The organism is Microbulbifer weihaiensis, assembly GCF_048323715.1.
Taxonomy (GTDB): Bacteria; Pseudomonadota; Gammaproteobacteria; order Pseudomonadales; family Cellvibrionaceae; genus Microbulbifer.
In genome coordinates this window covers 2,501-28,701 of sequence record NZ_JBLWFL010000005.1, presented here as the reverse complement: position 1 = coordinate 28,701, position 26,201 = coordinate 2,501, and the positions used below count along the sequence as shown (strand labels likewise).

Genomic DNA, 26,201 nt, shown 5'->3' with positions numbered 1-26,201 from the left:
GTCGGTGAGGGGGCATGAGTTCTTATTCTCTCCTGGGTTATTTTCGGAAGTACGGATTGCCTCGGTTCTACCGGGGCTTTTTTATAATGCAAAGTTCAGGTCTGGGCGCGTCCATCAGTAATTAACGTTTCAAGATTGGTGAATTATTTTTGAATAAATTATTCTTCGCCGGTAAATATAGCGTTAATATGTACACTGATATTCGAAAGGGGTGTTTTTAATGAGAGCAAAAAAAACGGTTAGCTATCTGGCAGGATTCGCCGCAATTTTTGTTCTCACCGCTTGCGGTGAATCCGATCAAAGTATTGCGGCTCTCCCCAATGCCGTTTCTACCAGTGTCCCTGCAACTGAGTATGCCAGTGACGTTCCGGGAATCACCGAAGCGATGTTGGTTCCCGATTTCTGGTTGCAGCGTTTAAGCGATGATCGCGTGCGCATGTCCAATCAGCAGATTCGCGAATTCAACACGGCAAATTTTGCCAGCGATCCTTACCTTCACCGATTGGATGACTTCCCCCAGACCCTGCCCAAAGAGGAAGTGGTGGCCCTGATTGACAAGGTCAGCGCACCGGCTTCATCCCCCCGGGTATTTGTCGATGGACGTGAAGTCAGCGCGGCGGATTACGCGGATCTTGAGGCGGCGGTGCAGCGTGATGCCATCCCTCAGGTTGTGCCTGTGCGCTGGGGTGTGGCGGTTGCACGCGCAAGTATGCGCAGCTACCCCACCAGCGAACGCGTTCTGAAACATATCGAGGATCAGGATCTGGATCGCTTCCAGGAGACGGGCGTGTTTCCCGGGCAGCGTCTGGTCATCCTGCATGAGAGTGCGAATGGCAACTGGTGGTTTGCGCTGAACTATCACTACGGGGCCTGGATACCCAAGCGGGCAGTCGCACTGGGTGACAGGGATGCGATCAACGATTGGTTTCAGCATGTGCCCCGACTGACGGTGACTGGCGCACAGGTGCGTACCAATTTCAATCCCGAAGATGCGCGCACGTCAGAAGTCGTTCTGGATATGGGCGTCTCGCTGCCTCTGCTGAGCGCTGCGGAGGTTGGCCATAACGTACACGGTCAAAACCCTTATGCCAGTTATATTGTGTCCCTGCCGGTGCGCGGTGAGGGTGGTAAGCTTGAGTTTGAGCCGACATTGATAGGGCGGGGTCGCGACGTTTCGGTGGGGTACTTGCCTTACCAGCCATCGGTGATCCTGCAGCAGGCGTTCAAGTTTCTCGGCGAACGCTATGGCTGGGGGCACGATTACAACGGTCGCGACTGCACCGGGTTTGTGGGTGAGGTTTACAAATCCGTTGGAATCCTGATGCCGCGCAATTCCGGGCAGCAGGGCCTCAGCGACTTTGCCCCCACCAGACGATTCGGGCCGGATGACCATGCGGCGCGGGAAAAAGCGCTGACTGAGCTGTCGGTAGGGGATCTTATCTACATCCCCGGACACGTGATGATGTACATCGGCGATGTGGATGGTGAGCCTTACGTGATTCACGATGTCACTGGTCTGAGCTATTACCGGGACGACAATACTTTTTATCAGGGCACGCTTTCGGGCGTGTCGGTCACCCCACTGATGCCGCTGCAACTCACGAATGAGAAGCGCTTTATCGATGGCATCTACGCCATAAAATCAATTATTTAACGGGTACGCCATGAAGATCGTTGACGTAAAACTGGGCATGCTCCAGGTACCGCTGGTAACGCCTTTTAAAACAGCCCTGCGCACAGTCGAGTGTGTGGAAGACGTGATCGTAATGCTGGAAACCGACACCGGTCATGTGGGCTATGGCAATGCACCCGCAACCGCGGTGATCACCGGTGATACCCATGGTTCGGTCATCGAGGCAGTACGCAAAATATATACGCCATTATTGCTGGGGCGCGACGTGGCCGATCTCAACCGCCTGACGCGGCAGATAGAGGGCGCGATGATCAACAACACCAGCGCCAAGGCGGCGGTGGAGATCGCTCTGTATGACCTCTTTGCCCAGAGCTATAAGACCCCGCTTTACAAGATCCTCGGTGGTGGCGAGAGCAGTCTGACCACTGACATTACCATCAGTGTGGACTACATCGACAAGATGGTGGCCGATGCCGAGCGGGCGGTGGAGCGTGGCTTTGAAATTCTCAAATTGAAAGTGGGTAAGGATATCGGCCTTGATATTGAGCGTATCAAGGCGGTATACGCTGCGGTGAAGGGGCGTGCCCTGCTGCGCCTGGATGCGAATCAGGGCTGGAGTCCCAAACAGGCGGTGATGGCGATTCGCGGGCTGGAAGAGGCCGGCGTTTTGCTGGAACTGGTTGAGCAACCGGTGAAGGCGGGTAACCTCGAAGGAATGCGTTACATCTCTGAACGCGTGAAAACCCCGATCATGGCCGACGAAAGCATATTCGGTCCTCATGAGGTGATGGATGTCATCCAGCGTCACGCTGCGGACATTATCAATATCAAACTGATGAAAACCGGCGGAATCTCCAACGCACTGAAAATTGCGGATCTGGCGGGTTTGTATGATGTTGAGTGCATGGTGGGCTGTATGCTTGAAACCAGTATCGGTGTTTCCGCCGCGGCGCATGTAGCGGCGGCGAAAGCCCCAATTGTCACCAAGCTGGATCTGGATGTGCCCTCCCTGTGCCAGTTCGACCCGGTAGTTGGTGGCGCGACCTACAAGGATGCGGATATCATTCTGAACGAAACGCCCGGCTTGGGTATCGAAAAAATTGACGGTCTGCAGTTGCTGGCATGAAGCCGGCGGTAACGCAGAGGGAGACAGCAGTAAGTGACCTGTCTATTGAAAATGCGCGCGATGCGCGACCAGATGTCTGTAAACGAGCGCAAGCTCGCGGACTTTATTTTGGATAACACCCAGCTCCTGCGTGACTATTCGTCGTCACAACTGGCTGAAGCGGTTGGTGTGAGTCAGTCCAGCGTGGTGAAGTTTTCCCAGAAGCTCGGCTATCGCGGCTATCCCAGCCTGAAGCTCGCCGTATATGAGTCTTATGCTGGCGCGGGGCACGGCGGGAGTAGTGAGCCTTCACGTCCTTTTTCCCAGGCGGACAGCGCACTGAGTCTGCTGGGGCAGAAAAAGCTCGAAATTTTGGAGAACACGGTCAGTATCAACGACGACGACCAGTTTTCCGCAGCGATTGACGCAATCCACGCTGCGCGCTGTATCCAGGTCTCGGCCTGCCCGGGGTCTGCGGCGGTCGCACGTTATTTTACCCACCAGCTATTGGAATTGGGGTGCTGGGCCGTTTATGACGAGGGCGGCGCGCTGCAGGGGCGGATTGCCGATTCGCTCAAAGATGAAGATCTCCTCTGTATCCTGTGCGACTTCGGGGGTGAGGAATCCCTGGTCGATGTCGCCAATCGTGCGCGAGAGCAGGGCGTCAAGGTGTTGAGCCTGACCCGGTACAACTACAACGCAGCGAGTATCAACTCGGATATTCGCCTCTATGTCGTACCGTCGGAAGACGATGAGGACTTGCAGCGCCTGCTGTTCCGCTCGGCGCAGTTGCATGTCATTGAAGGGCTTGTCAGTGGCCTGTTGAGAAAAGGCCGCTGAGAAAGGTTCCTTGAGAAAGCTTTGTTGAGAAGGTTTCGTTGAGAAGGTTTCGTTGAGTTTGTAGCACCCGGGATATCCTCCCGGGTAACTCGCCAATATTCCCTGTACCTATCAGTTGTTTTCCGCGGTTACCAGCGGATTCACCAGTTTCCAGTCCATATCGTAATCCCACTGGTCAAAGTAGAGGTTGCCACCGCGCCACTCCACCTCACCTCGCTGTGAGTCCACCGTTTCCGAGCGGAAATGCTGCTTGGCGGGGCTGAACTCCCGGCTGTAGTCGCTGTTGAATATCAAGCGGTAGCTGTCAATGCCGCCGAGGTAGAACCAGCGCTCCTGCTCGCTTTCGCCATTGAGAAGGCCGTGGGTGACATCCATTGGCATCCAGCCATATGGTGCCAGGTAAAATTCGCCCCAGTCGTGCATGGTGTCGAATGTCTCGGGAGAAAATTCCCAGCCGGATTGCCAGCGAGCCGGTATGCCATTCATGCGCATCAGGGTGATCAGCAGCATCGTCTGCTGCCCGCAATCGGCATGGCCGGCTTCGGCGGCATACTCGCTGATATTGCGGATGGTGGAGTACTCGCGGGCTCCAGCCCAGGGGATCTGGTCAACGTGCGCAAACAGTTTCTGCGCGATGCGATAGGGGTTCGTTTCCTCACCGACGATCTGTTCAGAAAGGGCGCGCATTTTGGGTGTGAATTGGATATGCGGCAGGCGCTCTGAAAGGTATGGTGCCAGTGCCGGATCTTCGGCGGGTGTCACCCGGCTGGCATCGATGTTGGACAGGCTGCTGATGCTGTCAAAGCTGTAGCGCACCTCAAACTCGGTGGGTTCTCCCTTCTGCGCGGTCTTTTCCAGGTAGATGGTGCGCTGCGGATGGGAGGCCGGGGCAAGTTCGAACGTGCCCGGGATGCTGCCGGTCAGCTGGATATTTTCCTGGCGGGTGGGGATTTCCTTGGGAAAGGGGATCCAGGCGCGCACTGTCTCCCCGGCGGGCACGGCATCGGCGTCGACGGTCAGTGAGTATTCCACCTGAATGCGCTGGCGCAGGGGCGCCTTGGATTTGATCACCGCTTGGTGGTGCGGGTGAAGTTGGTAGAGCGGCGCCTTGTCGGTGAATCGGCGGTAATCGTTGGTACGCAGCGCAGCGGCTTCCGAGATATGCACCAGGTTGTACGCGGTTTTGTCGAAGTAGCGCCGCTGGCCATCAATGGTCATGTATTCCAGCAGGCCCTCGCTCTCCCAGTGCTCGATATCCTTTTCCGTTGCGTCGGGGATATAACGCTGGATTGACGCCAGCAGATCCTCTGGCTTGAGTTTGAATTCCATCTCGATTCGGCGCATGCGCTCGGCCTCAAATGCGAGTGCACTTGAAACTGAAGCCTGACCGGATTCGCTATTCATGGCTGCTTGCTCCTCGCCAGTGGGGGTCTGTTGCCCGGCGGTTTGGGGGAGTAATTGCTGAATCCGGGCTTTGGCTGTCTGGTAGTACCCGCTGTCAATCTTGGCCTGAATCGAGGCCAGTTCATCCGCGGTGGCCGGGGCGATCAAAGCGCTGAATACGGCTAGTGCTTTTAGCGGGAAACGGTGGGAAAGATCGATTGGCATGGGCGCTCCATCCTGTGCTCGTTGGACCGATACCCTGGTCGCTGGCAAGTTGTCGGAATAATTTATTATTTACTTAAAATTCTATGGTTGATAAATTATTCTGATGCGTACGCCGCGTCAACCCCGCTGAAATTCGCCAGCGTCCAAATAATCAAAAATGCGGAGCGAACACTATGCGCGTATCACCCCTTTTACTCTGTTCAGTCGCTCTGACCCTGGCGGGCTGTGATCAGCCGCCTCTCGATTCTGGCACTGCCGAAGCGTATGTCGAGCGTGTGCTGCAGGAAGAGCAGGTACCCGGCGCAGCTGTGGGAATCTGGTATCGCGGCAAACCACTGCTATTGCAGGGGTTCGGGGTCACCAATGTGGATCAGCCCAGGCCAGTTGACGGACACACGCTGTTCAAGCTGGCATCCACCAGCAAGGCATTTACCACGGCAGCACTCGGTTTACTGGTTGAGGATGGCAAGCTGGAGTGGGACGGCCGGGTTGTGGACTACCTGCCGCAATTCCGCCTTGCCGATCCATGGATCACCCGCGAATTCCAGGTCGTCGACCTGCTGACCCATCGCTCGGGGCTTGGTCCCGGAGCCGGTGATCTGATGTTGTGGCCACAGCCCAACCAATACACCCGTTCTGATGTGCTCTCGGGCCTGGCCTATCTGCCGATTACCGGGAGTTTTCGTGCTGATTATGCCTATGACAACCTGCTGTATATCGTTGCCGGTGAGCTGATTGCGGCGGTGTCCGGGCAGAGTTACGAAGATTTTGTGCAGCAGGAACTGCTGGACAAAATCGGGCTGGAGCACTGTTACGCGGGGCCCGTACCAGACGCAGCAAGGGATAACCTGGCAGACCCGCACCGGCTGGAGAGTGAGGGGCTGGTGATCGATACGCCCAACCTCGCAGGGACAGAACCCATTGTGCTCGCTGCCGCCGGCGGTATGCATTGCAGTGCCGGCGATATGCTGACCTGGCTGCGAACCCTGATGCAGGATGGTGTGGCGCCCAATGGCGTGCGTCTGCTGAGCGAAGAAACCCGCGATCGCCTGTGGAAGCCCGAGACACTGATGCCTTTTTCTTTACAGCGGGCTGAGCGCGACGGTGGGCACTTCTATGCTTATGCGCTTGGCTGGCGGGTGCAGGATATGCACGGTAAGCGAGTCATCCATCACACGGGGTCGCTCTCGGGTATGTATGCCTGGGCGGCGGTGGTGCCGGAAGAGGATCTGGCAGTAGTCGTACTGATGAATCGCAGTGCCGGAGCTGCGCGGCAGGCTCTCATGTACGGCCTGTTGAAGCCGTTTCTCGGCGCCCCCGAACAGGATTGGCTGGCTTATTTCCAGGAGTTGTATGGGACGCCGGCAGAGGCCGTGGAACCTGAGCTACTGGAGCCCCCCGCGGGCTTTACTGCGGTTACTGAGCGGGAGCTGAGCGGACACTATCGCGACCCCTGGTTTGGGGACATCCAGATATTTCGAGATGGTGCGGGTCTGAGGTGGCGGGCGTTGAAGTCGCCGCGCCTTGCCGGAAACCTGACTCCGGCCGGTGAGGGTGTCTGGGCGCTGCACTGGGATGATCGGAGCCTCAATGCAGATGCGTGGATGATGGCTGACCGCAGTGAGTCCGGTGAACTATTGCTGACGATGCAGCCCAAATCGCGCGGCACGGACTTCAGTTACGATTTTCACGACCTTCGATTTGTGAAGTTTGCTGGTGAGCGTCACCTGAACGGGGCCGCCAGCGGGGCGCCGCTTCAGGAAAACCCTGTTAGCGCTGCCGTACAATAATATGCCGCACAATAATATAAACAGGAGCATGCCATGCACCGGCGCAATCTAATGAAATCCCTGCTCGCCGCCCCGCTGTTGGGCGCGGTGAGCGCTTCTGTCTCTGCCAGAACCGGTTCGACCGTCAGCGTGACCACAGACTACAGCGCTCCGGCTAGCGATGCGCCGTTGCTGCCGCGGCGGCTTGAGCCCGGGATGACGGTTGGCCTGGTTACACCAGCGAGCAATGCGTGGGAGGACGAGGATATTCGCTTTGCTGGCGATGTGGTCAAATCCCTCGGGTTTCGGGTAAAGGAGGGCGCGAACCTGTATCAGCGCACCCAGTATCTGGCCGGCCCGGATGCCGCCCGCGCGCAGGACTTCAATGCCATGTTCGCGGATCCGGATGTGGATGCGGTGTTCTGCCTGCGTGGTGGCTATGGTACGCCGCGTATCCTGCCCATGCTGGATTACGACAATATTCGCCGCAACCCGAAGGTATTGCTGGGCTATAGCGATATCACCGCGCTTCTGAATGCCATTTACCGTTGCAGTGGTGTCATGACCTTTCATGGGCCTATCGCTGCGCAGAACTTTACCGACTACACCCTGGCTGAATACCAGAAAGTACTGGTGCATGGTGAGCGTCCTGTTCCGTTGGGCGCGCCGCCGGCTTTCGAGTCTGCGCCGGGGCGCGTGGAAAGGGAGAACCGCATTACCCGGTTTGCCGGTGGTCGCGCACGGGGACGCCTGATCGGCGGTAACCTGACGCTGATGGCCAGCCTTGTGGGCACGCCTTTCGAGCCGGATTATCGAGACAAGATCCTGTTCCTCGAAGATGTGGGCGAGCCGCCTTACCGGGTGGATAGGATGTTGACCCAGCTGTGGCTGGCGGGAAAACTGCAACAGGTGGCGGGCATCGTGTTCGGCAAGTTCACCGAGGCGGACACCGATGGCAACACTTTCAGTATTGAACACGTCCTGCGCGAGCGCTGCGCCGGGCTCGGGGTGCCGGTAGTTCGCGGATTAATGATCGGTCACATTGACGATCAGACCGTAGTGCCGGTAGGGGCCATGGCGGAGCTGGACGGTGATGCGGGCACGCTGGTTTTGCGTGATCGTGTGGTAGCCTGAACCCTCAGTGGTGTTTTGCCACAGGCTCTGGCCCCAGCTTTGGTGTGGTTATCAGGCGTGTGATTTTTTGCGCTGCCAGTACGGGTACGCATCCGCTGACATTCTTGCCAGTCGAGGTTTCAATAAACCGGCAGGCCGATAAAAAATAAATTCGATAAAGACGTATCGCTGTATGACAGAACTTTCTTGGCTCACTTTGCTTCCACCGTTTGTTGCAATCGGCCTCGCGCTGCTGACCCGTCAGGTGTACCTCGCGCTGTTTGCCGGCATCTGGCTCGGGTTTTACCTGCTGAATCACTCCGGCGTAGTGCCGTCACTGGCTGAGGCGCTGGATGGGATACTGGCAGTGCTTGCCAGCCCCGGGGATGCGCGGGTGGTGATGTTTACCCTGGTGATCGGTGCCTTTATTGTCACCCTTGAACGCTGTGGTGCTGTCAGTGGTTTCGTGCATTTCCTTGAGCGCAGCCGCTGGGTAACCAATGGCAAGCGTGCGCAGTGGATGGCGTGGCTTGTGGGGATCGTGATTTTTATCGAGTCCAATATCACTGTGCTGGTGGCAGGCACGGTATCGCGCCCCCTGTTTGACCGCTTCCGCGTTGCGCGGGAAAAGCTTGCTTACATCATCGATTCTACTTCCGCGCCGATATGTATGCTGATCCCCCTGAACGCCTGGGGCGCGTTCAACCTGGGGCTGCTGGATGGCCTCGGTGTCGATCAGCCGCTCACGGTATTGCTGTCGACAATCCCTCTGAACCTGTACGCAATCAGTGCGGTAGCCCTGACGGCATTTACCATCGCACGAAATTACAATCCCGGCCCGATGGCCCATGCGCAGGCGCGCACAACCTCTGGTGACAAGGACGGTATCGACCTCGCCGCCAGTATGGGTGAGAAAGCCCATGTCAAACCCCGGGCGTTAAATATGTTCTTGCCCGTTGCGGTTCTTATTCTGGCGATGCCGGCCGGTTTGTGGATTACCGGCAATGGTGAGATCTTCAAGGGCTCCGGTTCCACGTCCGTGTTGTGGGCGTCATTGGCGGCACTGACCGTGGTGTCCGTACTGGTGCTGATCCAGCGCAGTATGACCCTGGATGAACTGAGTCACACCTGGATGGAAGGTGCCGGGCGGATGCTGCCCCTGGCGATCATTCTGGTTCTGGCGCTGGCATTGGGTTCCGTATCCAAAGCCCTGGGTACTGGCCAGTATGTGGCGGGCCTGGTTGGCGATGCCATTCCGGTGGCACTTCTGCCCGTGGCCATCTTCCTTGTTTCCGGCGTGATTGCCTTTGCGGTAGGTTCCAGCTGGGGCACCTTTTCCATAATGCTGCCGATTGCCATTCCGGTGGCGGCGGCCCTGGGCGCGGAGCCGACCCTGTTCGTGGCGGCGGTGCTGTCTGGCGGAATTTTCGGTGATCACGCATCGCCTATTTCCGATACCACGATTGTCTCTTCCCTGGCATCGGGCACAGAACACATCGAGCATGTCCGCACACAGCTTCCCTATGCGCTGCGCGCTGGTGTTGTGAGTGCTGTGGGCTTCGCCGTACTCGGCTACGTGATGCTTTAAATCGTTTCGAACAATTTCAATGAGGCGGGCGGGTTCGGTGAAGAAAGCAACGGTTAAGTGGGTATGCAGCCTGGCTCTCCTGGGCTGGGCTTCGATGACAGCCGGCGGTGAGTCTTCGCGCACGGGGGCCGAACAGCCTGAAGCCTACCTGCCCTTGCTGGCGAAGCAACAGATTGGCCTCGTGGTCAATCAAACCTCCCGGGTAGGTGACCGGCACCTGATCGATGTCCTGCGTGCGCGCGACGTTGCGATCGCGCGCATTTTTGCCCTGGAGCACGGTGTTCGTGGCAGTGTGGAAAACGGCGGGAAAGTGGCGGATGGTATCGATGGCCCCAGTGGGCTGCCGATTGTCTCGCTCTATGGCAGTCAGTACAAACCCACTGAAGAGAGCCTCCGGGGGCTGGATTGGCTGGTATTTGACATCCAGGATGTGGGGGTGCGCTTTTATACCTACATCAGTTCTCTCCACTACCTGATGCAGGCCTGCGCTGACTTTGATGTGCCACTGTTGGTTTTGGATCGGCCCAACCCCAACGGAGATTATGTGGATGGCCCGGTACTGGAGCCCGCGTTCCGAAGCTTTGTCGGTATGCACCCCATTCCCCTGGTACATGGAATGACGGTGGGGGAGCTGGCGAGAATGATCAATGGTGAGGGCTGGCTGGATAACGCAGCCCGCTGCGACCTCACTGTAATCCCGGTCTCCGGATACCGCCGCTCGCAGTCCTATTCATTGCCGGTACGGCCTTCCCCGAATTTACCGAACGACCTGGCGATCAGGCTGTATCCGTCACTCGGACTGTTCGAAGGCACTACGGTCAGTGTTGGTCGCGGTACTGCCTCACCATTCCAGATTCTGGGACACCCGGCGGATACCCGGGGGGAATATGTGTTTACGCCGCTTCCCGTGCCGGGTGCCAGTGAAAACCCGAAACACAATGGTGTGTTGCTGCGCGGAGACGACCTGCGCGGAGCCACCCCCGGCCGCAGGCTTGACCTTGCCCCCTTGCTGGACTGGTTCGGGCGAAGCGGCGAACGCGGTGACGACTTCTTTTCCCGCGCTGCATTTTTCGACAAGCTCGCCGGCACGGATCAGCTGCGCCGTGCCGTTCTGGCGGGGGATTCGGAAGCGCAGATCCGCGCTACATGGCAACCGGCCCTGGCGGCCTTCCGCGAGCAACGCAAACCTTATTTGCTCTACCCGGATATTTCACCAGCAGACCAGGAGTGAATCATGCCCCGGCATCATCTGGATCGCATTCTTGCTCAGCTGCCCGCGGGGCGTTTGATGTCGGTGGATATCCTTCGCGGTTTGGCCATCGCCGCCATGGTGTTGGTGAATAACCCGGGCAGTTGGTCCTATGTCTACGCACCCCTGGCCCATGCAGAGTGGCATGGGTGGACGCCAACGGACGTCATTTTTCCGCTGTTCCTGTTCGTGGTTGGGTTGTCGATCGTGCTCGCAACCGGAAAAAATGGCGAGTTTCCAACGGTGGGGAAACCCCAGTGGATACGCGCGGTGAAACTCTTCGCACTCGGTCTTTTCCTTGCCGTGTTCTTCTACAATTTCCGTGATACCTCCTACAGCTGGTTCAGTGACCGCATCGAAGGTATTCGCTGGATGGGGGTGCTGCAGCGCATTGCGCTGGTGTATATCGCGAGCTGCTATCTGGTGCGCTGGCTGCCGGCGTCGGGGCTGATCATCGCCGCGATAGCCTGTAGCCTGGTGCCGTGGCTACTGATGCTGTGGATGCCTTATCAGGCCGACAGCGGTGAAATGTTTCGCGGACAGCTGCTGTTCGGCAATCACTTTTCGGCCTGGCTGGACCAGGCGCTGTTTGGAAGCGCGCATGTCTATTATCGAAACGCGCAGCCGTTCGCGTTCGACCCGGAAGGATTACTCACCACGTTTCCCGCAATATCCACCTGCCTCCTCGGCGTCCTTGCCGGACTGTCGTGGAAGCGAGCCGACGAGGCTGCCCAGCAGGCACTCGGGCAAAACTGGCTGGTGTGGGGTGCTTTGATGTTGTTGGCCGGGCAGATACTGGACCTGTGGATACCGGTTAACAAGGCGCTATGGTCGCCCAGCTTTGTTCTGGTGACTGCGGGCGTTTCGTTGATATTGCTGGCGGGCTTGTACTACCTGGTGGATATCCGCAAACGGCGTCGTGCATTTGCGCCGTTGCTGGTTCTGGGTGTCAATGCGATTGCACTGTTTATGCTCGCTGGCGTAGTCGGGCGGCTGCTGATCATGATCCCCGTTGCGGAAACTACGCTCAAGGGCTGGATGTTTACCAACATTTTCCAGCCCCTGTTCGGCAGTTACGGTGGCTCGCTGGCCTTTGCAGCCTTTTGCCTTGCGGTGTTTTACTGGGTCATGTGGCAGATGTACCGCAGGCGGATTTTCTGGAAAGTCTGAACCAGGAAAGTGTGAACAGGCTGTTGCGCGGTCTCTACCTGGTGGATCACTGCCTTCAGTAGACGGCTTCCTCGCCACACCTCTCCCGAACCTCCGGCTTGGCGCTTTCTGCGGGTGTGGCTGGGGATGTTTTCATTCCCAGGGTTTGCAGCGCACGCCGTAAAAAACCATTGGCGTTACGGAGTGCAATCTCTGCTTCACGCCGATCCAGCCCGCTCAGGATCATCATGATGGCGAGCTTTGCATTGTGCTCGCACTGGCTCAGTACCCGATCGGCTTCCTGCAGCTCCACACCGGTCGCTTCCATCACGATGCGACGGGTTCGGCTGACCAGTTTTTCGTTGGTGGCCTTCACGTCCACCATCAGGTTATAAAAACTTTTGCCCAGCCGAATCATGCTCGCGGTAGTGAGCATGTTGAGCACCAGTTTCTGGGCCGTGCCCGCTTTCATCCGGGTGGAGCCGGTGAGGATTTCCGGGCCGACCTCCGGGAGTATCGCGATATCTGCTTCAGCCGCGATGGCCGCGGCGCGGTTGCAGGACAGCGCGACCGTGACGCATCCCAGTTGACGGGCATAGCGCAGGCCACCGATAACATACGGGGTACGCCCGCTCGCGGCGATGCCTACCACTACATCCTGTGGCGTCAGTCCGATATTTTTCAGGTCTTCACCGCCGAGTTCAAAGCTGTCTTCGGCGCCTTCCTGGGCGCGGTACACCGCCTCGCTGCCACCCGCGATGAGGGCTACGACCATGTCCTCACCCACACCATAGGTGGGGGGGCACTCCACGGCATCGAGAATCCCGAGCCTGCCACTGGTTCCTGCACCCATATAGATAAGCCGGGCGCCGGACTTGAATGCCTCGACTATCGCATCAACGGCACGGGAAATATGTGGGATTTCCCGATATACCGCAGGGGGAACCTCACGATCAGCATCGTTGATCTTCCCCAGGATGTCTTCAGTCGGAAGCAGGTCTATATCTTGTGTGTCTGGGTTGCGCGCTTCGCTGGTGAGTAGCGCCAGTTCTTGAATCAGCTTTTGGTTCATGGCGATGGTCAACTCTCTGAATGTATACGTTACATGGTGAATGCCGGTGCAATTTCGAGTCGAGCCTCTTTGCGTGCCAGCATGCAGGCGCCATCAAGCGCGGTGCCGAAGGGAGCAATGAGTTTCTGTTGATGGGCTTCGCACAGAAACGGACTCAGTTTGTCGGCCAGCCCGCCGAGAAGGGTCAGGGGAAGATCCTGGTTGTCATTGGCCACGGCGATCAGGCGATCGATTTCCCCGGCCGTTTTGGTAATGATCTCGTGGGCTTGCTGGCAATACGGTAAATGGCTGAACACCAGCGGCGCGAGCGCGGCATATTCCCGCGACCCGGCTTCCCGCAGCCAGCGCAAGATGGCTGGCCGCTGTATCCCGACTTTGACCATGACCTGCTGGCAGAGGGCGCTTACCGCACGGCTGTGAATATCGAGCTCCCACAACAGTGCACGCACGGCGCTTTTGCCAATAGCCGCACCGCTGCCCTCGTCGCCGATTGCCAGTCCCCAGCCTCCAAATTGCCGGATATGGCCATCTCTGGACAGGCGAATGGCGACTGAGCCAGTGCCAATGGAAACCACCACGATCGGCAGGCCGGCGCCTGCGCCCAGCAAGGACGTCTGGGCATCCGAAGTGACGGTAACTTCCGCCAGCCCAAGGTCTCGCAGACGCGCGCTGAGCTGGCTGGCCGCTGCGGTGTCACCGGCACCGGCCAGGCCGCAGGCAATGGAAACCTGTTGCGGCTGAATCTGCTGTTTTGCCATCAACTCCCGGCACAGGCCGAGCACTGTATTGATCGCGCCACCGAGATCCTGGGTCAGGGAACTTCCCCCAGCGCCAATTTCCATCAGGGTGTCCCGGCCACGCCCCAGCCTGGCCAGCGTTTTGGTGCCACCGCCATCAATGCCAATAAAGTAGTCGCTCATGTTTCGATACCTTTGAGTTCCGTCTCAAGGTGGGACTGGGCTGGCTTGCCCAGATTACAGACTGCAAAAGAAACCAGGGTGCCTGCGCAGAGCTGCCACGGAAATGCAATTTCAACCGGGCTCTCGTTGCCCGTCAGTGCACTTATCATCCAGGGTTGCTGAAGCAGGGTAACGACGAAGCCGGTGACCAGTGCCATGATCACACTGGTACTGCTACCGCGACTGGTGAACAGCACCGTGAAAAAGACCCCGAGTAATCCCGAGTACGCGAAGACCATAACGGAAAGGGCAAAGGTGATCAGAGGCAGGTCACTGATCTGTTGCCAGTAGAAGCAGAGGATCGCCATGGCGCTGAGGCATAGGGCGATAACCGCCATGCCACAGCGGCCGGCGCGCACAAAGTGGGACGATGGCTTGCTGATCTGCCGCCGTTCCAGCCAGTTGCGATACAGATCCTCTGTAAGCACGCTGGCCATTGAGTTGAGGCTCGAGTTCAGGGTGGAAAGCGCGGCCGCGATGACCCCGATGGTGACCAGCCCGCGCAAGCCTGCGGGCATTTCATGCAGGACATAATGCATAAACACGGTGACATCGCCGCCGCCAGGCTGGGAAATTGCCATGCCGCCCATCAGCTCGGTCTTCTGGTAAAAGATGTACAGCAGCAGGCCGATGCCCATGAAAATTGCCATTACCGGCACGACAAGAATCACCGAAAACAATACCGCGCGGGCACCGTCGCGTGGTGTCTTGCAGGTAAGCAGGCGCTGGGTAACATCCTGATCCAGGCCGAATGCTGCGATGTTCAGCAGCACAAACCCGGTCAACGTTGCCCAGATATTGAATGGGTCGGCGAGATTCCAGCTGGTATCGATCAGGGTAAGTTTTGATGGCTGTCCTTCGCCGGGGGCCGCAAGTGCCGTGACGATGTCGCCCATATCGACGGGAATTTGCCAAAGCAGGACGGACACTACCGCGATGGCAGCGGTAACATACACGGCGCACTGCAGTACGTCGCTCTGGATCACGGATCGCACACCGCCGATCAGGGTCTGGAACAGCCCGACGATTGCGAGAAGCAGCGTGGCCGTGATGACGTGGCCGGCCGCGATGTCGTTGAACAGGATCATGGAGACCGCAATGCCGGCCATGTAAAGCCGCGCACCGCTGGCAAAGACGCGGCCCAGCAGGTAGATGGTGCCCGCCGCGTGCTTGGCGGATTGCCCAAACCGTGTCTGCAGCAACTCATAGACGGTGGTGACGCGGCTGGCGTAAAAGCGGGGGATGAGTGTACGTGCAACAATCACCGCGGCGATGACGGCGCCGAGGTTGGTGAACAGGTAGGTCAGGTCGCCGCGGTACCCCAGGTCGGGGCCGCCGAGAAAGGTGGCTGCGGACTGAACGGTAGCCAGCGTTGAGATCGCCACCATCCACATGGGCATGGCGTTTTTGGCAAGAAAGTAATCGCGGCTGTCGTTGGCCTTAACCCGGCTGAAATAGTAGCCCGAGCCGGCGACGATGGCGGCATAAGTTGCAAAGATTGCCCAGTCCAGCGCGGTAAACTGCAGTTCCATCTTGTTGGGTGCTCTTCCGGCGGTAACCCGCTCGCAGCAAGCGGGTTAACTAAATTATTCTTAGATTGTCATTATATTGTTATCATTTATTCCTTGGGTGCGCAAAGCATTTCTCTTGGCGCAGTCATTGAGACGCGGTGTTTGCCGCCATACCACCAGGTGTATTCGGGGAGAGGGGGAAAGATGGGGTCGTTGGCGAAAATTCGTGCAATGCGCAATGGCATGTCGAATCATGAGCGGCGTATTGCCGACTACCTGCTTGATAATGTCGATGCCGTCAGAAGTCACTCCTCGAAGCGCCTTGCAGAAAGAATCGGCGTGTCGCAATCGAGTGTGGTGAAGTTCAGCCAGAAGCTCGGCTATCGGGGCTACTCGGAATTCAAACTCTCACTGACCGAGTCGGTAGCGCGCACGGCTATGCTGCCGCAGGCCATTCACGGCGATATATGCAGCGATGACGACGTTAACACCGTGGCCCAGAAGTTGATTGCGCGAAAGAATCTGGCCCTGAACGAGACGCTGCTGATCAATCCGGAGGCGGTGTTGCTCGAAGCGGTCGACAAACTCAACTCTGCCGGGCGTATCGTTTTGGCAGGGGTGGGCGCCTCTTCTCTCGTTGCCAAAGACCTGGCGTTCAAACTGATGAAGTTGGGGAAATCCGTGATCGCGGAGAGTGATACCCATGTACAGGTCGCGAACGCCGCAACGCTCGGTAGCGGTGATCTGGTGCTCGCCATTTCCGAATCGGGCCTGACCCAGGATGTCATCCGGGTGGCCGAAACCGCCTCCGCCCAGGGCGCGGAAATCATTTCCCTCACCCGCTATACGAGAAATCCGCTGACGGAGCTCGCGTCGGTGAAGCTTTTTTGTGTCGCGAACGAATCCGAAGCGCGCAGTTCCTCGATCCTCGGGCGTACAGCGCAGTTCATGGTGACGGACATGCTTTTTATTTTGATGTCGCAGCGGGATGAGCAGGCAAAAGGCATGTTTGACCGCAGTCGCCGCGCGGTCGATATTTTCCGCCGACAGGAATAATTACGCCAACTGTGCATTCGATACTATATTCCGGTTGAATTACCTCTTTGGGAATAATATATTCTTTCCGTCTGTATTTTTTGCGATAACTTGTTTCTGGAAGAGGGCGGGTTTGAAGCGATACAGGCGCTGACTCTTAGCGGAGTCAATTCACCTTGTACCTCCAATTCTGAGGTCTCTATTCGTGGAATTGGTTTTGGGGCCCATAGGGCCCCATTTTTTGCGTACTGATTCCTGCCTCTACATATACGGAACTCACCGCGCCGGAATGGCGAGCTTCCATCTCGACAGGCATCCGGGGTTTTTGCCTGACCGTCGGTTGGGGCGCTATCCTTGCGCCCATAGTGATGTCTGGTAAAGGAACGGCAGTGTCTCTGGAAAAGGAAATCGCGGCCCTGGCCACCCGGCTGGGGGCCGCGTTGCAATCATTGGGCTGGCAGGTTACGACAGCAGAATCTTGTACCGGCGGCGCCATCGCTGCGGCGATTACGTCGGTGGCGGGGGCGTCCAACTGGTTTGAAGGGGGCATTGTCAGTTATGCCAACCGCATCAAACGCGATCTCCTTGGGGTGGATCAGAAAGACCTCGATGAGTTCGGTGCGGTCAGCGAGCCGGTGGTAAGGCAGATGGCCATGGGGGTGTTGAACCGCCTGGACGCCAATCTTTCCGTGGCTGTCAGCGGGATCGCTGGGCCAGATGGCGGCAGTGAAGACAAGCCCGTCGGCACCGTCTGGATTGCCTGGGCGCACGGGGAGGGGCAGGAGCCCGTAACCATCAATGCCCAGTGTATGCACTTCGCCGGTGAGCGGGCGGAAATCCAGGCGCAGACCGTTGTCGAGGCCCTGAAAGGCCTGCTGGCGATTGTGGCAGAGCATGAATGACGGGTTCTGTTTCCGCCGGCGCGCACGGCTCGGTGCCAATTCCCGATTACTGGTTGCTTATACAGTAATTTTTCTCTAAGCTTCCGCCCCATCACCAATCTTCAAGTACACGGGAAAGGTCATGGATTCCAATAAAGACAAGGCTTTACAGGCGGCGCTGTCTCAAATCGAGCGCCAGTTCGGCAAGGGCACCGTTATGCGGATGGGGGAAAAGGGGCGCGAGCCCATCCCGGCCATCTCCACCGGCTCCCTGGGTCTGGACGTAGCCTTGGGTATTGGCGGTCTGCCGCGCGGTCGAATCGTTGAAATCTATGGCCCTGAATCTTCCGGTAAAACCACACTGACCCTCCAGGTTATTGCCGAGGCCCAGCGCAAGGGCGGCACCTGTGCCTTCGTGGATGCTGAACACGCACTCGACCCGATCTACGCCGAGAAGCTGGGTGTAAACGTCGATGAACTGATCGTCTCCCAGCCGGATACCGGTGAGCAGGCCCTCGAAGTTGCAGACATGCTGGTGCGCTCCGGCGCGGTAGATGTGCTGGTTGTAGACTCCGTTGCTGCCCTGACGCCCCGTGCGGAGATTGAAGGCGAGATGGGTGACTCCCACGTTGGCCTGCAGGCGCGCCTGATGTCCCAGGCACTGCGCAAGCTGACCGGTAACATCAAGAACACCAATACACTGTGCGTATTCATTAACCAGATCCGTATGAAGATCGGTGTCATGTTTGGCTCCCCGGAGACGACTACCGGTGGTAACGCGCTCAAGTTCTACTCTTCTGTACGCCTGGATATCCGTCGTATCGGTTCCGTCAAAGAAGGCGACGAAGTGGTGGGTAACGAAACCCGCGTCAAAGTTGTGAAGAACAAAGTGGCGCCGCCGTTCAAGCAGGCGGAGTTCCAGATCATGTACGGTGAAGGTACCAACATGCTGGGCGAAATCATCGACTACGGCGTAAAGCTGGGTCTGATCGACAAGGCGGGCGCATGGTACAGCTACAAAGGCGACAAGATTGGCCAGGGTAAGGCCAACGCGGTCAAATTCCTGAAAGAGAATGTTGATATCCGCAACGAGATTGAAGGCCAGTTGCGCGCCCAGCTACTGGGTGAACTGGCGCCGGTACAGCCGGAAGCCGCGGAATCTCTGGAAGACTAACATTGTCTTTTCTCACCGACACCCCGGGAGGGCAGGAAGCTGCCCCCCCGGGAGACTCTCCCGCAGACCTTCCCGATTCGCAAGTAACTGACAGAAGTCAGACCAGTCAGGCGCTGTTCACGGCGGCAATCGACCTGTTGTCGCGGCGCGAGCATTCCTGCCACGAGTTGCGTCAAAAGCTCGTTTCAAAGTTCCCCGATGCCGACTTTGAATCGGTGCTTGAGCGTTTGCAGGCGCTGAATTACCAATCCGATCAGCGGTTTGCTGAAGTCTTTGCGCGCTCCCGGGTGCAGCGTGGGCAGGGTCCCCTGCGCATTCGTCAGGAGCTGCAGTTGCGCGGAATCGGCAATAGCCTGGTACAGGAGAGCATGGAGCAGTTGGCGCAGGAGGTTGACTGGTTCGAGCTTGCGGCAGATCAGCTGCTACGCAAGTTCCGGCGCCCGGTCAGTGATGCGCTGCCCAGGGATCAGCAGCAGAAAGAGCGTGCTCGCCGGCAGCGCTACCTGGCTTACCGGGGCTTTTCGGGTGACGCTGTGCGTTATGCCATTGAAGAGCTGGATCGGCAGTCCGAGGACGCTAAAACACGTTAAGCCGGGCTATGCCGCTGGCACTGGCCCCGTCTGGCGCCTGTGACTATATTCTACGTGCAGATGGCGGAAGTCCGGCTTCCGCCTGCCAAATAGAATAAATAGCAGGCACTCCGCATGATTCTCTCCATTGACCAGGGTACTACTGGCACCACCGCGTTTGTATTCGACCATTCCGGTCAGCTGTGCGGTCGCAGCTACTCTGAGTTCCCACAGTATTATCCGCACCCAGGCTGGGTCGAGCACGACGCGGAAGAAATCTGGCAGGTTACGCGAAAAGTCTGCGCGGCAGCGCTACAGCGTGCGGGAATCACGGCTGCGGATCTCAGCGCAATCGGCATTACCAACCAGCGCGAAACCACGGTTCTGTGGGACAGGGCGAGCGGCGAGCCGGTATGCCGTGCAATTGTCTGGCAATGCCGTCGCTCTGCTGGTATTTGCGATGAGCTGCGTGCAGCCGGTAAGGCCGCATGGATTCGTCAAAAGACAGGACTGGTGCTGGATGCCTACTTCTCCGGGAGCAAATTGCAGTGGATATTCCGCCAGAACCCCGAGCTCCATCGCCGTGCCCTTGCCGGGGATCTGTGCTTCGGCACTATCGACAGTTGGCTGATCTGGAAGATGAGTGGCGGGCGCGCGCACCTCACGGATCACACCAATGCGTCGCGGACACTGCTGTACGATATCGAGCGCCGGGGTTGGGATGCCGAGCTGTCAGCGCTGTTCGAGTGCCCGTCGGCGCTGCTGCCTGAAATACGACCGTCAGCAGGCTTGTTTGCGATGACGGATCCGGACGCGTTTCTGGGGGGTGAAATTCCCATAACCGGCGTCGCCGGGGATCAGCAGGCCGCAATGTTTGGTCAGGGCTGTGTGTACCCGGGGTCGGTCAAGAATACCTACGGCACCGGCTGCTTCATGCTGGCGATGGCAGGAGATCAGAGACCCCAGATTCCCGCCGGGCTGTTGGCGACCGTTGCCTGTGATGCTTCCGGCCAACCGGTATACGCGGTAGAGGGATCCGTATTTAACGGTGGGGCCGCAGTGCAGTGGCTGCGCGACGACCTGGGGCTGATCCAGCAGGCCGCTGACTCAGAGCAGCTGGCCCACAGCGTGCCGAATACCCGCGGTGTGTACCTGGTGCCGGCCTTCAGCGGTCTTGGCGCGCCGCACTGGGATGCCGCTGCGCGGGGTTCGGTGTTTGGCCTGACCCGGGGTGCCGGTCGCGCTGAGATTGTCCGCGCCACACTGGAGTCCATCGCCTATCAGAGTCACGAGCTGATTGCGCTTATGGGGACGGCACTAGGCGTTGAACTGACCTGCCTGCGCGTCGATGGTGGCGCCAGTGCGAACAATTTCCTGATGCAGTTTCAGGCGGATATTTCTTCGATCCGGGTCGAGCGTCCCCGCCAAATCGAGTCCACCGCCGTGGGCGCGGCATTGCTGGCTGGGCTGGGGGCCGGTATCTGGTCCGGGGATACGCTGCCTGAATCCCTTCGGGAGATAGAGCAGGACTTCCTCCCGCAGATGAGTGGCGCGCAGCGCGAGCAGCTGTTGCGCGGATGGGGGAGGGCGGTTGACGCCTGCCGGTCTTTCTAGTCCCGGGCGCTACGGTAACTGTACCCTGCGCTCCGGTGTCCGGGACGAAACGGGATTTGGCCTGATATCGGCAGGCCCATGACTCGCCGGTCTGGTCGCCCTGCGCAGACTATTTGGGTAATTGCTTCAGCCTTCGTGAAAACCCCATTAAAGCGTTGTACCATACGCGGTCATTTTTAACCCGGTAGCCCGGTTGTTCAGGGGCTCGGGCTGGAGCAGAGTGAGTCATGGACAAGAAATTACTGAGCCTGCTGGTTTGTCCGGTCAGCAAGGCGCCTTTGGAATACCGCGAGGAAACCCAGGAGCTTGTGTGCAAGGCCAGTGGCCTGGCTTACCCGGTCAGGGACGGGATTCCGGTGATGCTTGAATCGGAAGCGCGTCAACTCACCGCTGAGGAAAAGCTGGACAAGTAACATCCCGTTACTAACTGCCTACCCCTGTCGGGCGAAATGGATTCCGGTGACAAATTGGGTGACCTATGGCCAAAACCAGTGTGTTTAGTCAGATCATTGCTGGAGAGCTTCCGGCAAAGCGGATTTTCGAAGATGAGCAGTGCATCGTTATCGAGGACCGATCCCCCCAGGCACCCACTCATTTACTGATCATTCCCCGCGAGCCGCTGGTAAGCCTGGCTGACGCGCAAAAAGAAGATGCGCCATTGCTCGGTCACTTGCTGTGGGTCGCCTCTGAACTCGCCAGGCGGTTGGGGCTGCAAGACGGTTTCAGGTTGGTCATCAATAATGGCCGCGGTGCAGGGCAGACAGTGTTTCACCTGCACATTCATTTATTGGCTCAGCGCAAAATGCGCGAAGCTGACCTGGCACAGGGGCTGCCAGAATAGGAATTTGGCAGTGGCGAGGGTCGCTGCCGCGTGTTTTAACTGACGAAGTGGAATTTGGCTGGATGAAGAGCGCACAGATACGCGAAGCATTTCTTAATTATTTTGCCGAGCAGGACCACACTCGGGTGCCGTCCAGCTCGCTGGTTCCCGGTAACGACCCGACCCTGATGTTTACCAATGCGGGCATGGTTCAGTTCAAGGATACGTTCCTTGGGCAGGATCCGCGTCCATACGTGCGTGCCACCAGCTCACAGCGTTGTGTGCGCGCAGGCGGTAAACACAACGACCTGGAAAATGTCGGCTACACCGCCCGTCACCACACCTTCTTTGAAATGCTGGGTAACTTCAGCTTTGGCGACTACTTCAAGCGTGAAGCGATCCAGTTTGCCTGGCAGTTCCTGACCGAGGTGCTCGGTCTGCCGAAAGAGCGTCTTTGGGTAACCGTACATATCAGTGACGATGAGGCGGCGGATATCTGGCTGAAGGAAGTCGGCGTTAGTGCGGATCGTTTCTCGCGTCTCGATGAGGACAACTTCTGGCAGATGGGGGATACCGGTCCCTGTGGCCCCAGCTCCGAAATTTTCTACGACCATGGCGAAGATGTGCCCGGTGGCCCGCCCGGCTCTGAGAACGATGACCTCGATCGTTATATCGAGATCTGGAACCTGGTATTCATGCAGTACGAGCGCACTGCCGATGGCGAACTGCACCCGCTGCCGAAGCCTTCCGTTGATACCGGCATGGGGCTTGAGCGTATCGCTGCAGTAATGCAGGGGGTTCACTCCAACTATGAAATCGACCTGTTCCAGGCCCTTCTTAAAGCGGCTGGCGAGATTGTTGGCTGCGACAACCTGGAAGAGAAATCCCTGCGTGTTATCGCGGACCATATCCGCTCCTGCGCCTTCCTGATTGCTGACGGCGTATTGCCGTCCAATGAAGGTCGTGGCTATGTGCTGCGCCGGATTATCCGCCGCGCGATTCGCCATGGTCACAAGCTGGGCCACGAGCAAACCTTCTTTTACAAGCTGGTGCCCGCACTGATTGAGCAGATGGGTGAAGCCTACCCGGAGCTGCAGGACAAGCGCGAGACCATTGAGAACGCACTGCGCAAGGAAGAAGAGCAGTTCGCCAAAACCCTGGATAAGGGAATGGCGCTGCTGGAAGACGGGCTGTCTTCATTGCAGGGGAGTGAAATCCCTGGTGAGCTGGTTTTCACCCTGTATGACACCTATGGCTTCCCTGTGGACCTGACCCAGGATATCGCTCGCGAGCGGGATCTGACCCTGGATATGGCCGGCTATGAAGAGGCGATGGAAGCACAGCGCGAGCGCGCGCGTGCCGCAGGCAAGTTCAAGATGGACTATACCGGCAGCCTGGATGTGGACGGCGCTACCGAGTTCCTCGGCTATGAGGCAACAGCCGGCACCGGCAAAGTGGTTGCCATTATCAAAGATGGCGCGCAGGTGGACACTCTGGAAGAGGGCGAGTCCGGTGCGGTGGTGCTGGATCGCACACCATTTTATGCGGAGTCCGGCGGCCAGGTAGGGGACAGTGGCTATCTGCAAAGTGGTGAAAGCCGCTTTGAGGTTGCCGATTGCACCAAGCTCGGTGCACATCACCTCCATCAGGGCAAAGTGCTCAAGGGGACGCTCAAGGTTGGCGACAGTGTCGAGTCGGAAGTGGCTGACGATGTACGCCAGTCTACGGCCTTGAATCACTCCGCCACCCACCTTCTGCACGCTGCGCTGCGCAAGGTGCTGGGTGAGCATGTCACGCAGAAGGGCTCTTTGGTGGATTCCGAGCGTCTGCGCTTTGACTTCTCGCACCCTGAAGCGGTATCGCTCAAACAGTTGCGCGCCATCGAGTCGCTGGTGAATAGCCAGATTCGAGCAAACACTCCGGTAGAGACCGAAGTCACCGACATTGAAACCGCCAAGAACAAGGGCGCAATGGCGCTGTTTGGCGAGAAGTACGGTGACACCGTACGCGTACTGACGATGGGTGAGCGCACAGATAGCGGCGCCTTTTCCGTTGAACTGTGCGGTGGTACCCACGTAGAGCGCACTGGTGATATCGGTCTGCTGCGTATTGTTGGCGAGAGCGGTATTGCCTCGGGCCAGCGTCGTATTGAAGCAGTGACCGGCGCGCATGCGCTGGCGATGTTCGATCAGGCGCAACAGCGCCTGGATCACGCTTCGTCATTGCTGAAGACACGCCCGGATCACCTGGCGGAGAAGGTAGAACAGCTGCTGGCGAGCAATCGCAAGCTTGAGAAAGAGCTCGCCCAGCTCAAGACCAAGCTTGCCAGCGGTGCAGGCGGCGACCTGAGTGCCCAGGCCGTAGACGTGGCCGGCGTAAAACTACTGGCCGCCTCTCTCGACGGCGCCGATGCGAAGTCGCTGCGTGACCTCGCAGACCAAATGAAGAACAAGCTGGGCAGCGGCATTGTCCTGCTCGCTGCGCCGGGCGAGGATAAGGTGGCGCTGGTGGCCGCCGTAACCAAGGATCTGACCGGTCGCTTGGCTGCCGGTGACCTGATGCGTTTTGCGGCAGGCAAGCTCGGTGGCAAAGGGGGTGGTAGACCCGATATGGCCCAGGGCGGTGGAGTTGACGTGGAAGCGTTGCCCGAACTGCTGAAAGAAGTTCCAGCGTGGGTGGAAGCTAATATCCGCTGAATCTGCGGAAAAGAACAATCTGAATCAGGTTAAATTCGGCCAGATCTATGATATTTCAGTTGATTTGGTGGGGATTTGGTGATTTAGTGCGCGGCACGCGCAATTCTGATGCCGCGCGGCTAAAAGGAAGTGGTAAGGAACACTAGATCAATGAGTTTGTTCGTGCAGAAGTACGGTGGAACTTCGGTGGGCTCAATCGAGCGTATTGAAGCAGTAGCCGATAAGGTCGCTTCGTTCAAAGCCCAGGGACACGACATGGTGGTGGTTCTGTCGGCAATGAGCGGGGAGACCAACCGCCTGATCGATCTGGCCCGCCAGATACAGGAGCATCCAGACCCCCGGGAGATGGACGTTCTGGTTTCTACGGGTGAGCAGGTAACCATTGCATTGCTCAGCATGGCGCTCAAGAAGCGCGGTTATGATGCATGCTCCTATACCGGCGGTCAGGTAAAGATTCTCACTGACAACGCCCACACCAAGGCGCGCATCCAGCGCATTGATGTAGAGCGCATGCGCCGGGATCTGGACGCAGGACGCGTAGTTGTAGTCGCCGGTTTTCAGGGGGTGGACGAAGACGGCAATATCACCACGCTTGGCCGCGGCGGTTCTGATACTACGGGTGTCGCCCTGGCTGCGGCGCTGGATGCAACAGAGTGTCAAATCTATACCGACGTGGATGGGGTCTATACTACCGACCCGCGGGTAGTGGACAGCGCACGTCGGCTGGATCGGATCACCTTTGAAGAAATGCTGGAAATGGCCAGCCTTGGTTCAAAAGTGTTGCAGATTCGAGCTGTTGAATTTGCCGGTAAGTACAAGGTGCCGTTGCGTGTCCTTTCTACATTTGAGGAAGGTGAAGGCACACTGATTAGTCTGGATGAGGAAGATAACGAGATGGAACAGCCCGTAGTATCCGGCATTGCGTTCAATCGGGACGAAGCAAAACTGACAATTCGCGGTGTGCCAGACACCCCGGGGGTTGCTTGCCGCATTCTCGCACCGGTCGGGGCAGAGAATATTGAAGTTGACGTTATCGTTCAGAATATCAGTGCTGTTGATGGCACCACCGACTTCACGTTCACTGTTCACCGCAATGATCTCAGTAAGGCGCGTCGGGTACTCGAGCGTGTAGCTGAGGAGCTGGGCGCCAGGGAGGTCGTTTCTGACGACAAGATCGCCAAGGTTTCCATCGTCGGTGTTGGTATGCGTTCGCATGCCAATGTGGCGTCGCGGATGTTTGAAGCGTTGGGTGAAGACAATATAAACATTCAGATGATCACCACATCTGAGATAAAAATTTCCGTAATTATTGACGAGCGTTACCTTGAGCTGGCTGTTCGCGCGCTACACAGCGCATTCGAGCTGTCTGAACCCAAGGTCACGGAATAGCTATAACCAGAGTGAAGGTCATCACCGGCATCCATAGCGATTCAGTTGCTTGGCGTTTGAACCGACATGTTGAGATTTTCAGCGTCTGGGCAATACTGAATAAAGTGACGGACAAGGTTCTCAATTTACGCCGCCGTCGGGTTATGATGATCTAAGGTGCGTACCAGGGAAAACCGGGCGTACCAAATCACAGGATGATCAAGGAGAAGTAGGTAATGTTGATTTTAACCCGCCGTATCGGTGAGACACTGATGGTTGGTGACAATGTGACGGTTACCGTATTGGGTGTTAAAGGCAATCAGGTACGAATTGGTGTGAATGCGCCTAAGGAAGTAGCTGTTCACCGGGAAGAAATTTATCAGCGTATCCAGCGCGAAAAGCAATCTTCCGATGAGGATGGTGCGGAATAACGTCCGCAGCCTCGATA

General features: G+C 57.8%; 22 protein-coding genes. 18 read left to right on the top strand and 4 right to left on the bottom strand.

Features of this window, described 5'->3' with window-relative positions; all coding sequences use genetic code 11:
- Nucleotides 1-220: 220 nt before the first annotated feature.
- The 3 genes from ACNKU7_RS06495 to ACNKU7_RS06485 are packed head-to-tail and all read left to right on the top strand — an operon-like array spanning nt 221 to nt 3,578.
- On the top strand, nt 221-1,654 hold the full coding sequence (locus ACNKU7_RS06495; RefSeq protein WP_418296158.1) for an NlpC/P60 family protein: 1,434 nt from the start codon (nt 221-223) through the stop codon (nt 1,652-1,654).
- A gap of 10 nt (nt 1,655-1,664) precedes the next feature.
- Nucleotides 1,665-2,759: a dipeptide epimerase gene (locus tag ACNKU7_RS06490; protein ID WP_418296157.1), complete on the top strand. Its 1,095-nt coding sequence runs from the start codon at nt 1,665-1,667 to the stop codon at nt 2,757-2,759.
- 33 nt (nt 2,760-2,792) lie between these two features.
- Entirely contained in the window at nt 2,793-3,578 is a 786-nt protein-coding gene (locus ACNKU7_RS06485) for a MurR/RpiR family transcriptional regulator (protein WP_418296156.1), read from the top strand.
- Between the two features lie 111 nt (nt 3,579-3,689).
- On the opposite strand, the gene ACNKU7_RS06480 is transcribed toward ACNKU7_RS06485, so the two are convergent.
- Nucleotides 3,690-5,186 carry a transglutaminase-like domain-containing protein gene (locus ACNKU7_RS06480; protein WP_418296155.1) on the bottom strand — a complete coding sequence of 499 codons (1,497 nt, stop codon included), beginning with the start codon at nt 5,184-5,186 and terminating at the stop codon, nt 3,690-3,692.
- A gap of 173 nt (nt 5,187-5,359) precedes the next feature.
- Between ACNKU7_RS06480 and ACNKU7_RS06475 the strand changes: the two genes are divergently transcribed.
- From ACNKU7_RS06475 to ACNKU7_RS06455, 5 genes are all read left to right on the top strand, one after another.
- Complete coding sequence (locus ACNKU7_RS06475) at nt 5,360-6,976, top strand: serine hydrolase (protein WP_418296154.1); 1,617 nt, start codon at nt 5,360-5,362, stop codon at nt 6,974-6,976.
- A 33-nt stretch (nt 6,977-7,009) separates the two neighbouring features.
- Entirely contained in the window at nt 7,010-8,089 is a 1,080-nt protein-coding gene (locus ACNKU7_RS06470; RefSeq protein WP_418296153.1) for a S66 peptidase family protein, read from the top strand.
- 172 nt (nt 8,090-8,261) lie between these two features.
- A complete protein-coding gene (locus tag ACNKU7_RS06465; RefSeq protein WP_418296152.1) occupies nt 8,262-9,656 on the top strand; it encodes a Na+/H+ antiporter NhaC family protein in 1,395 nt (464 codons plus the stop codon).
- Between the two features lie 37 nt (nt 9,657-9,693).
- A complete protein-coding gene (locus tag ACNKU7_RS06460) occupies nt 9,694-10,887 on the top strand; it encodes an exo-beta-N-acetylmuramidase NamZ family protein (RefSeq protein ID WP_418296151.1) in 1,194 nt (397 codons plus the stop codon).
- 3 nt (nt 10,888-10,890) lie between these two features.
- Entirely contained in the window at nt 10,891-12,075 is a 1,185-nt protein-coding gene (locus ACNKU7_RS06455; RefSeq protein ID WP_418296150.1) for an acyltransferase family protein, read from the top strand.
- Nucleotides 12,076-12,130: 55 nt separating this feature from the next.
- Here the strand turns inward: ACNKU7_RS06455 and murQ are convergent, their stop codons facing one another.
- From murQ to ACNKU7_RS06440, 3 genes are read right to left on the bottom strand one after another with little or no spacing between them, the layout of a single operon-like run.
- Complete coding sequence (gene murQ / locus ACNKU7_RS06450; RefSeq protein ID WP_418296149.1) at nt 12,131-13,126, bottom strand: N-acetylmuramic acid 6-phosphate etherase; 996 nt, start codon at nt 13,124-13,126, stop codon at nt 12,131-12,133.
- A 29-nt stretch (nt 13,127-13,155) separates the two neighbouring features.
- Nucleotides 13,156-14,046: a glucosamine kinase nucleotide-binding domain-containing protein gene (locus ACNKU7_RS06445; RefSeq protein WP_418296148.1), complete on the bottom strand. Its 891-nt coding sequence runs from the start codon at nt 14,044-14,046 to the stop codon at nt 13,156-13,158.
- Entirely contained in the window at nt 14,043-15,617 is a 1,575-nt protein-coding gene (locus tag ACNKU7_RS06440) for a sodium:solute symporter (RefSeq protein ID WP_418296147.1), read from the bottom strand. Before ACNKU7_RS06440 ends, ACNKU7_RS06445 begins: the two co-directional genes overlap by 4 nt.
- 183 nt (nt 15,618-15,800) lie before the next feature.
- On the opposite strand from ACNKU7_RS06440, the gene ACNKU7_RS06435 reads away from it, so the two are divergent.
- From ACNKU7_RS06435 to csrA, 10 genes are all read left to right on the top strand, one after another.
- The gene (locus ACNKU7_RS06435; protein ID WP_418296146.1) at nt 15,801-16,652 is read left to right on the top strand and encodes a MurR/RpiR family transcriptional regulator; all 852 of its coding nucleotides are present in this window, start codon (nt 15,801-15,803) and stop codon (nt 16,650-16,652) included.
- Between the two features lie 368 nt (nt 16,653-17,020).
- Nucleotides 17,021-17,533 (top strand): CinA family protein, encoded by a 513-nt coding sequence (locus tag ACNKU7_RS06430; RefSeq protein ID WP_418296145.1) that lies wholly within the window; start codon nt 17,021-17,023, stop codon nt 17,531-17,533.
- Nucleotides 17,534-17,654: 121 nt separating this feature from the next.
- Nucleotides 17,655-18,686 carry a recombinase RecA gene (recA, locus tag ACNKU7_RS06425; protein WP_418296144.1) on the top strand — a complete coding sequence of 344 codons (1,032 nt, stop codon included), beginning with the start codon at nt 17,655-17,657 and terminating at the stop codon, nt 18,684-18,686.
- A 2-nt stretch (nt 18,687-18,688) separates the two neighbouring features.
- Entirely contained in the window at nt 18,689-19,276 is a 588-nt protein-coding gene (locus ACNKU7_RS06420; protein WP_418296143.1) for a regulatory protein RecX, read from the top strand.
- Nucleotides 19,277-19,390: 114 nt separating this feature from the next.
- Nucleotides 19,391-20,869 (top strand): glycerol kinase GlpK, encoded by a 1,479-nt coding sequence (glpK, locus tag ACNKU7_RS06415; protein WP_418296142.1) that lies wholly within the window; start codon nt 19,391-19,393, stop codon nt 20,867-20,869.
- A 227-nt stretch (nt 20,870-21,096) separates the two neighbouring features.
- Nucleotides 21,097-21,282, top strand: coding sequence for a Trm112 family protein (locus ACNKU7_RS06410; RefSeq protein ID WP_418296141.1), 186 nt, complete (start codon nt 21,097-21,099; stop codon nt 21,280-21,282).
- A 65-nt stretch (nt 21,283-21,347) separates the two neighbouring features.
- Nucleotides 21,348-21,710 carry a histidine triad nucleotide-binding protein gene (locus ACNKU7_RS06405; RefSeq protein WP_418296140.1) on the top strand — a complete coding sequence of 121 codons (363 nt, stop codon included), beginning with the start codon at nt 21,348-21,350 and terminating at the stop codon, nt 21,708-21,710.
- Nucleotides 21,711-21,772: 62 nt separating this feature from the next.
- Nucleotides 21,773-24,385 carry an alanine--tRNA ligase gene (gene alaS, locus ACNKU7_RS06400; protein ID WP_418296139.1) on the top strand — a complete coding sequence of 871 codons (2,613 nt, stop codon included), beginning with the start codon at nt 21,773-21,775 and terminating at the stop codon, nt 24,383-24,385.
- Between the two features lie 150 nt (nt 24,386-24,535).
- Nucleotides 24,536-25,774, top strand: coding sequence for an aspartate kinase (locus tag ACNKU7_RS06395; RefSeq protein WP_418296138.1), 1,239 nt, complete (start codon nt 24,536-24,538; stop codon nt 25,772-25,774).
- A 215-nt stretch (nt 25,775-25,989) separates the two neighbouring features.
- Complete coding sequence (gene csrA / locus ACNKU7_RS06390; RefSeq protein WP_418296137.1) at nt 25,990-26,184, top strand: carbon storage regulator CsrA; 195 nt, start codon at nt 25,990-25,992, stop codon at nt 26,182-26,184.
- Nucleotides 26,185-26,201 lie beyond the last annotated feature (17 nt).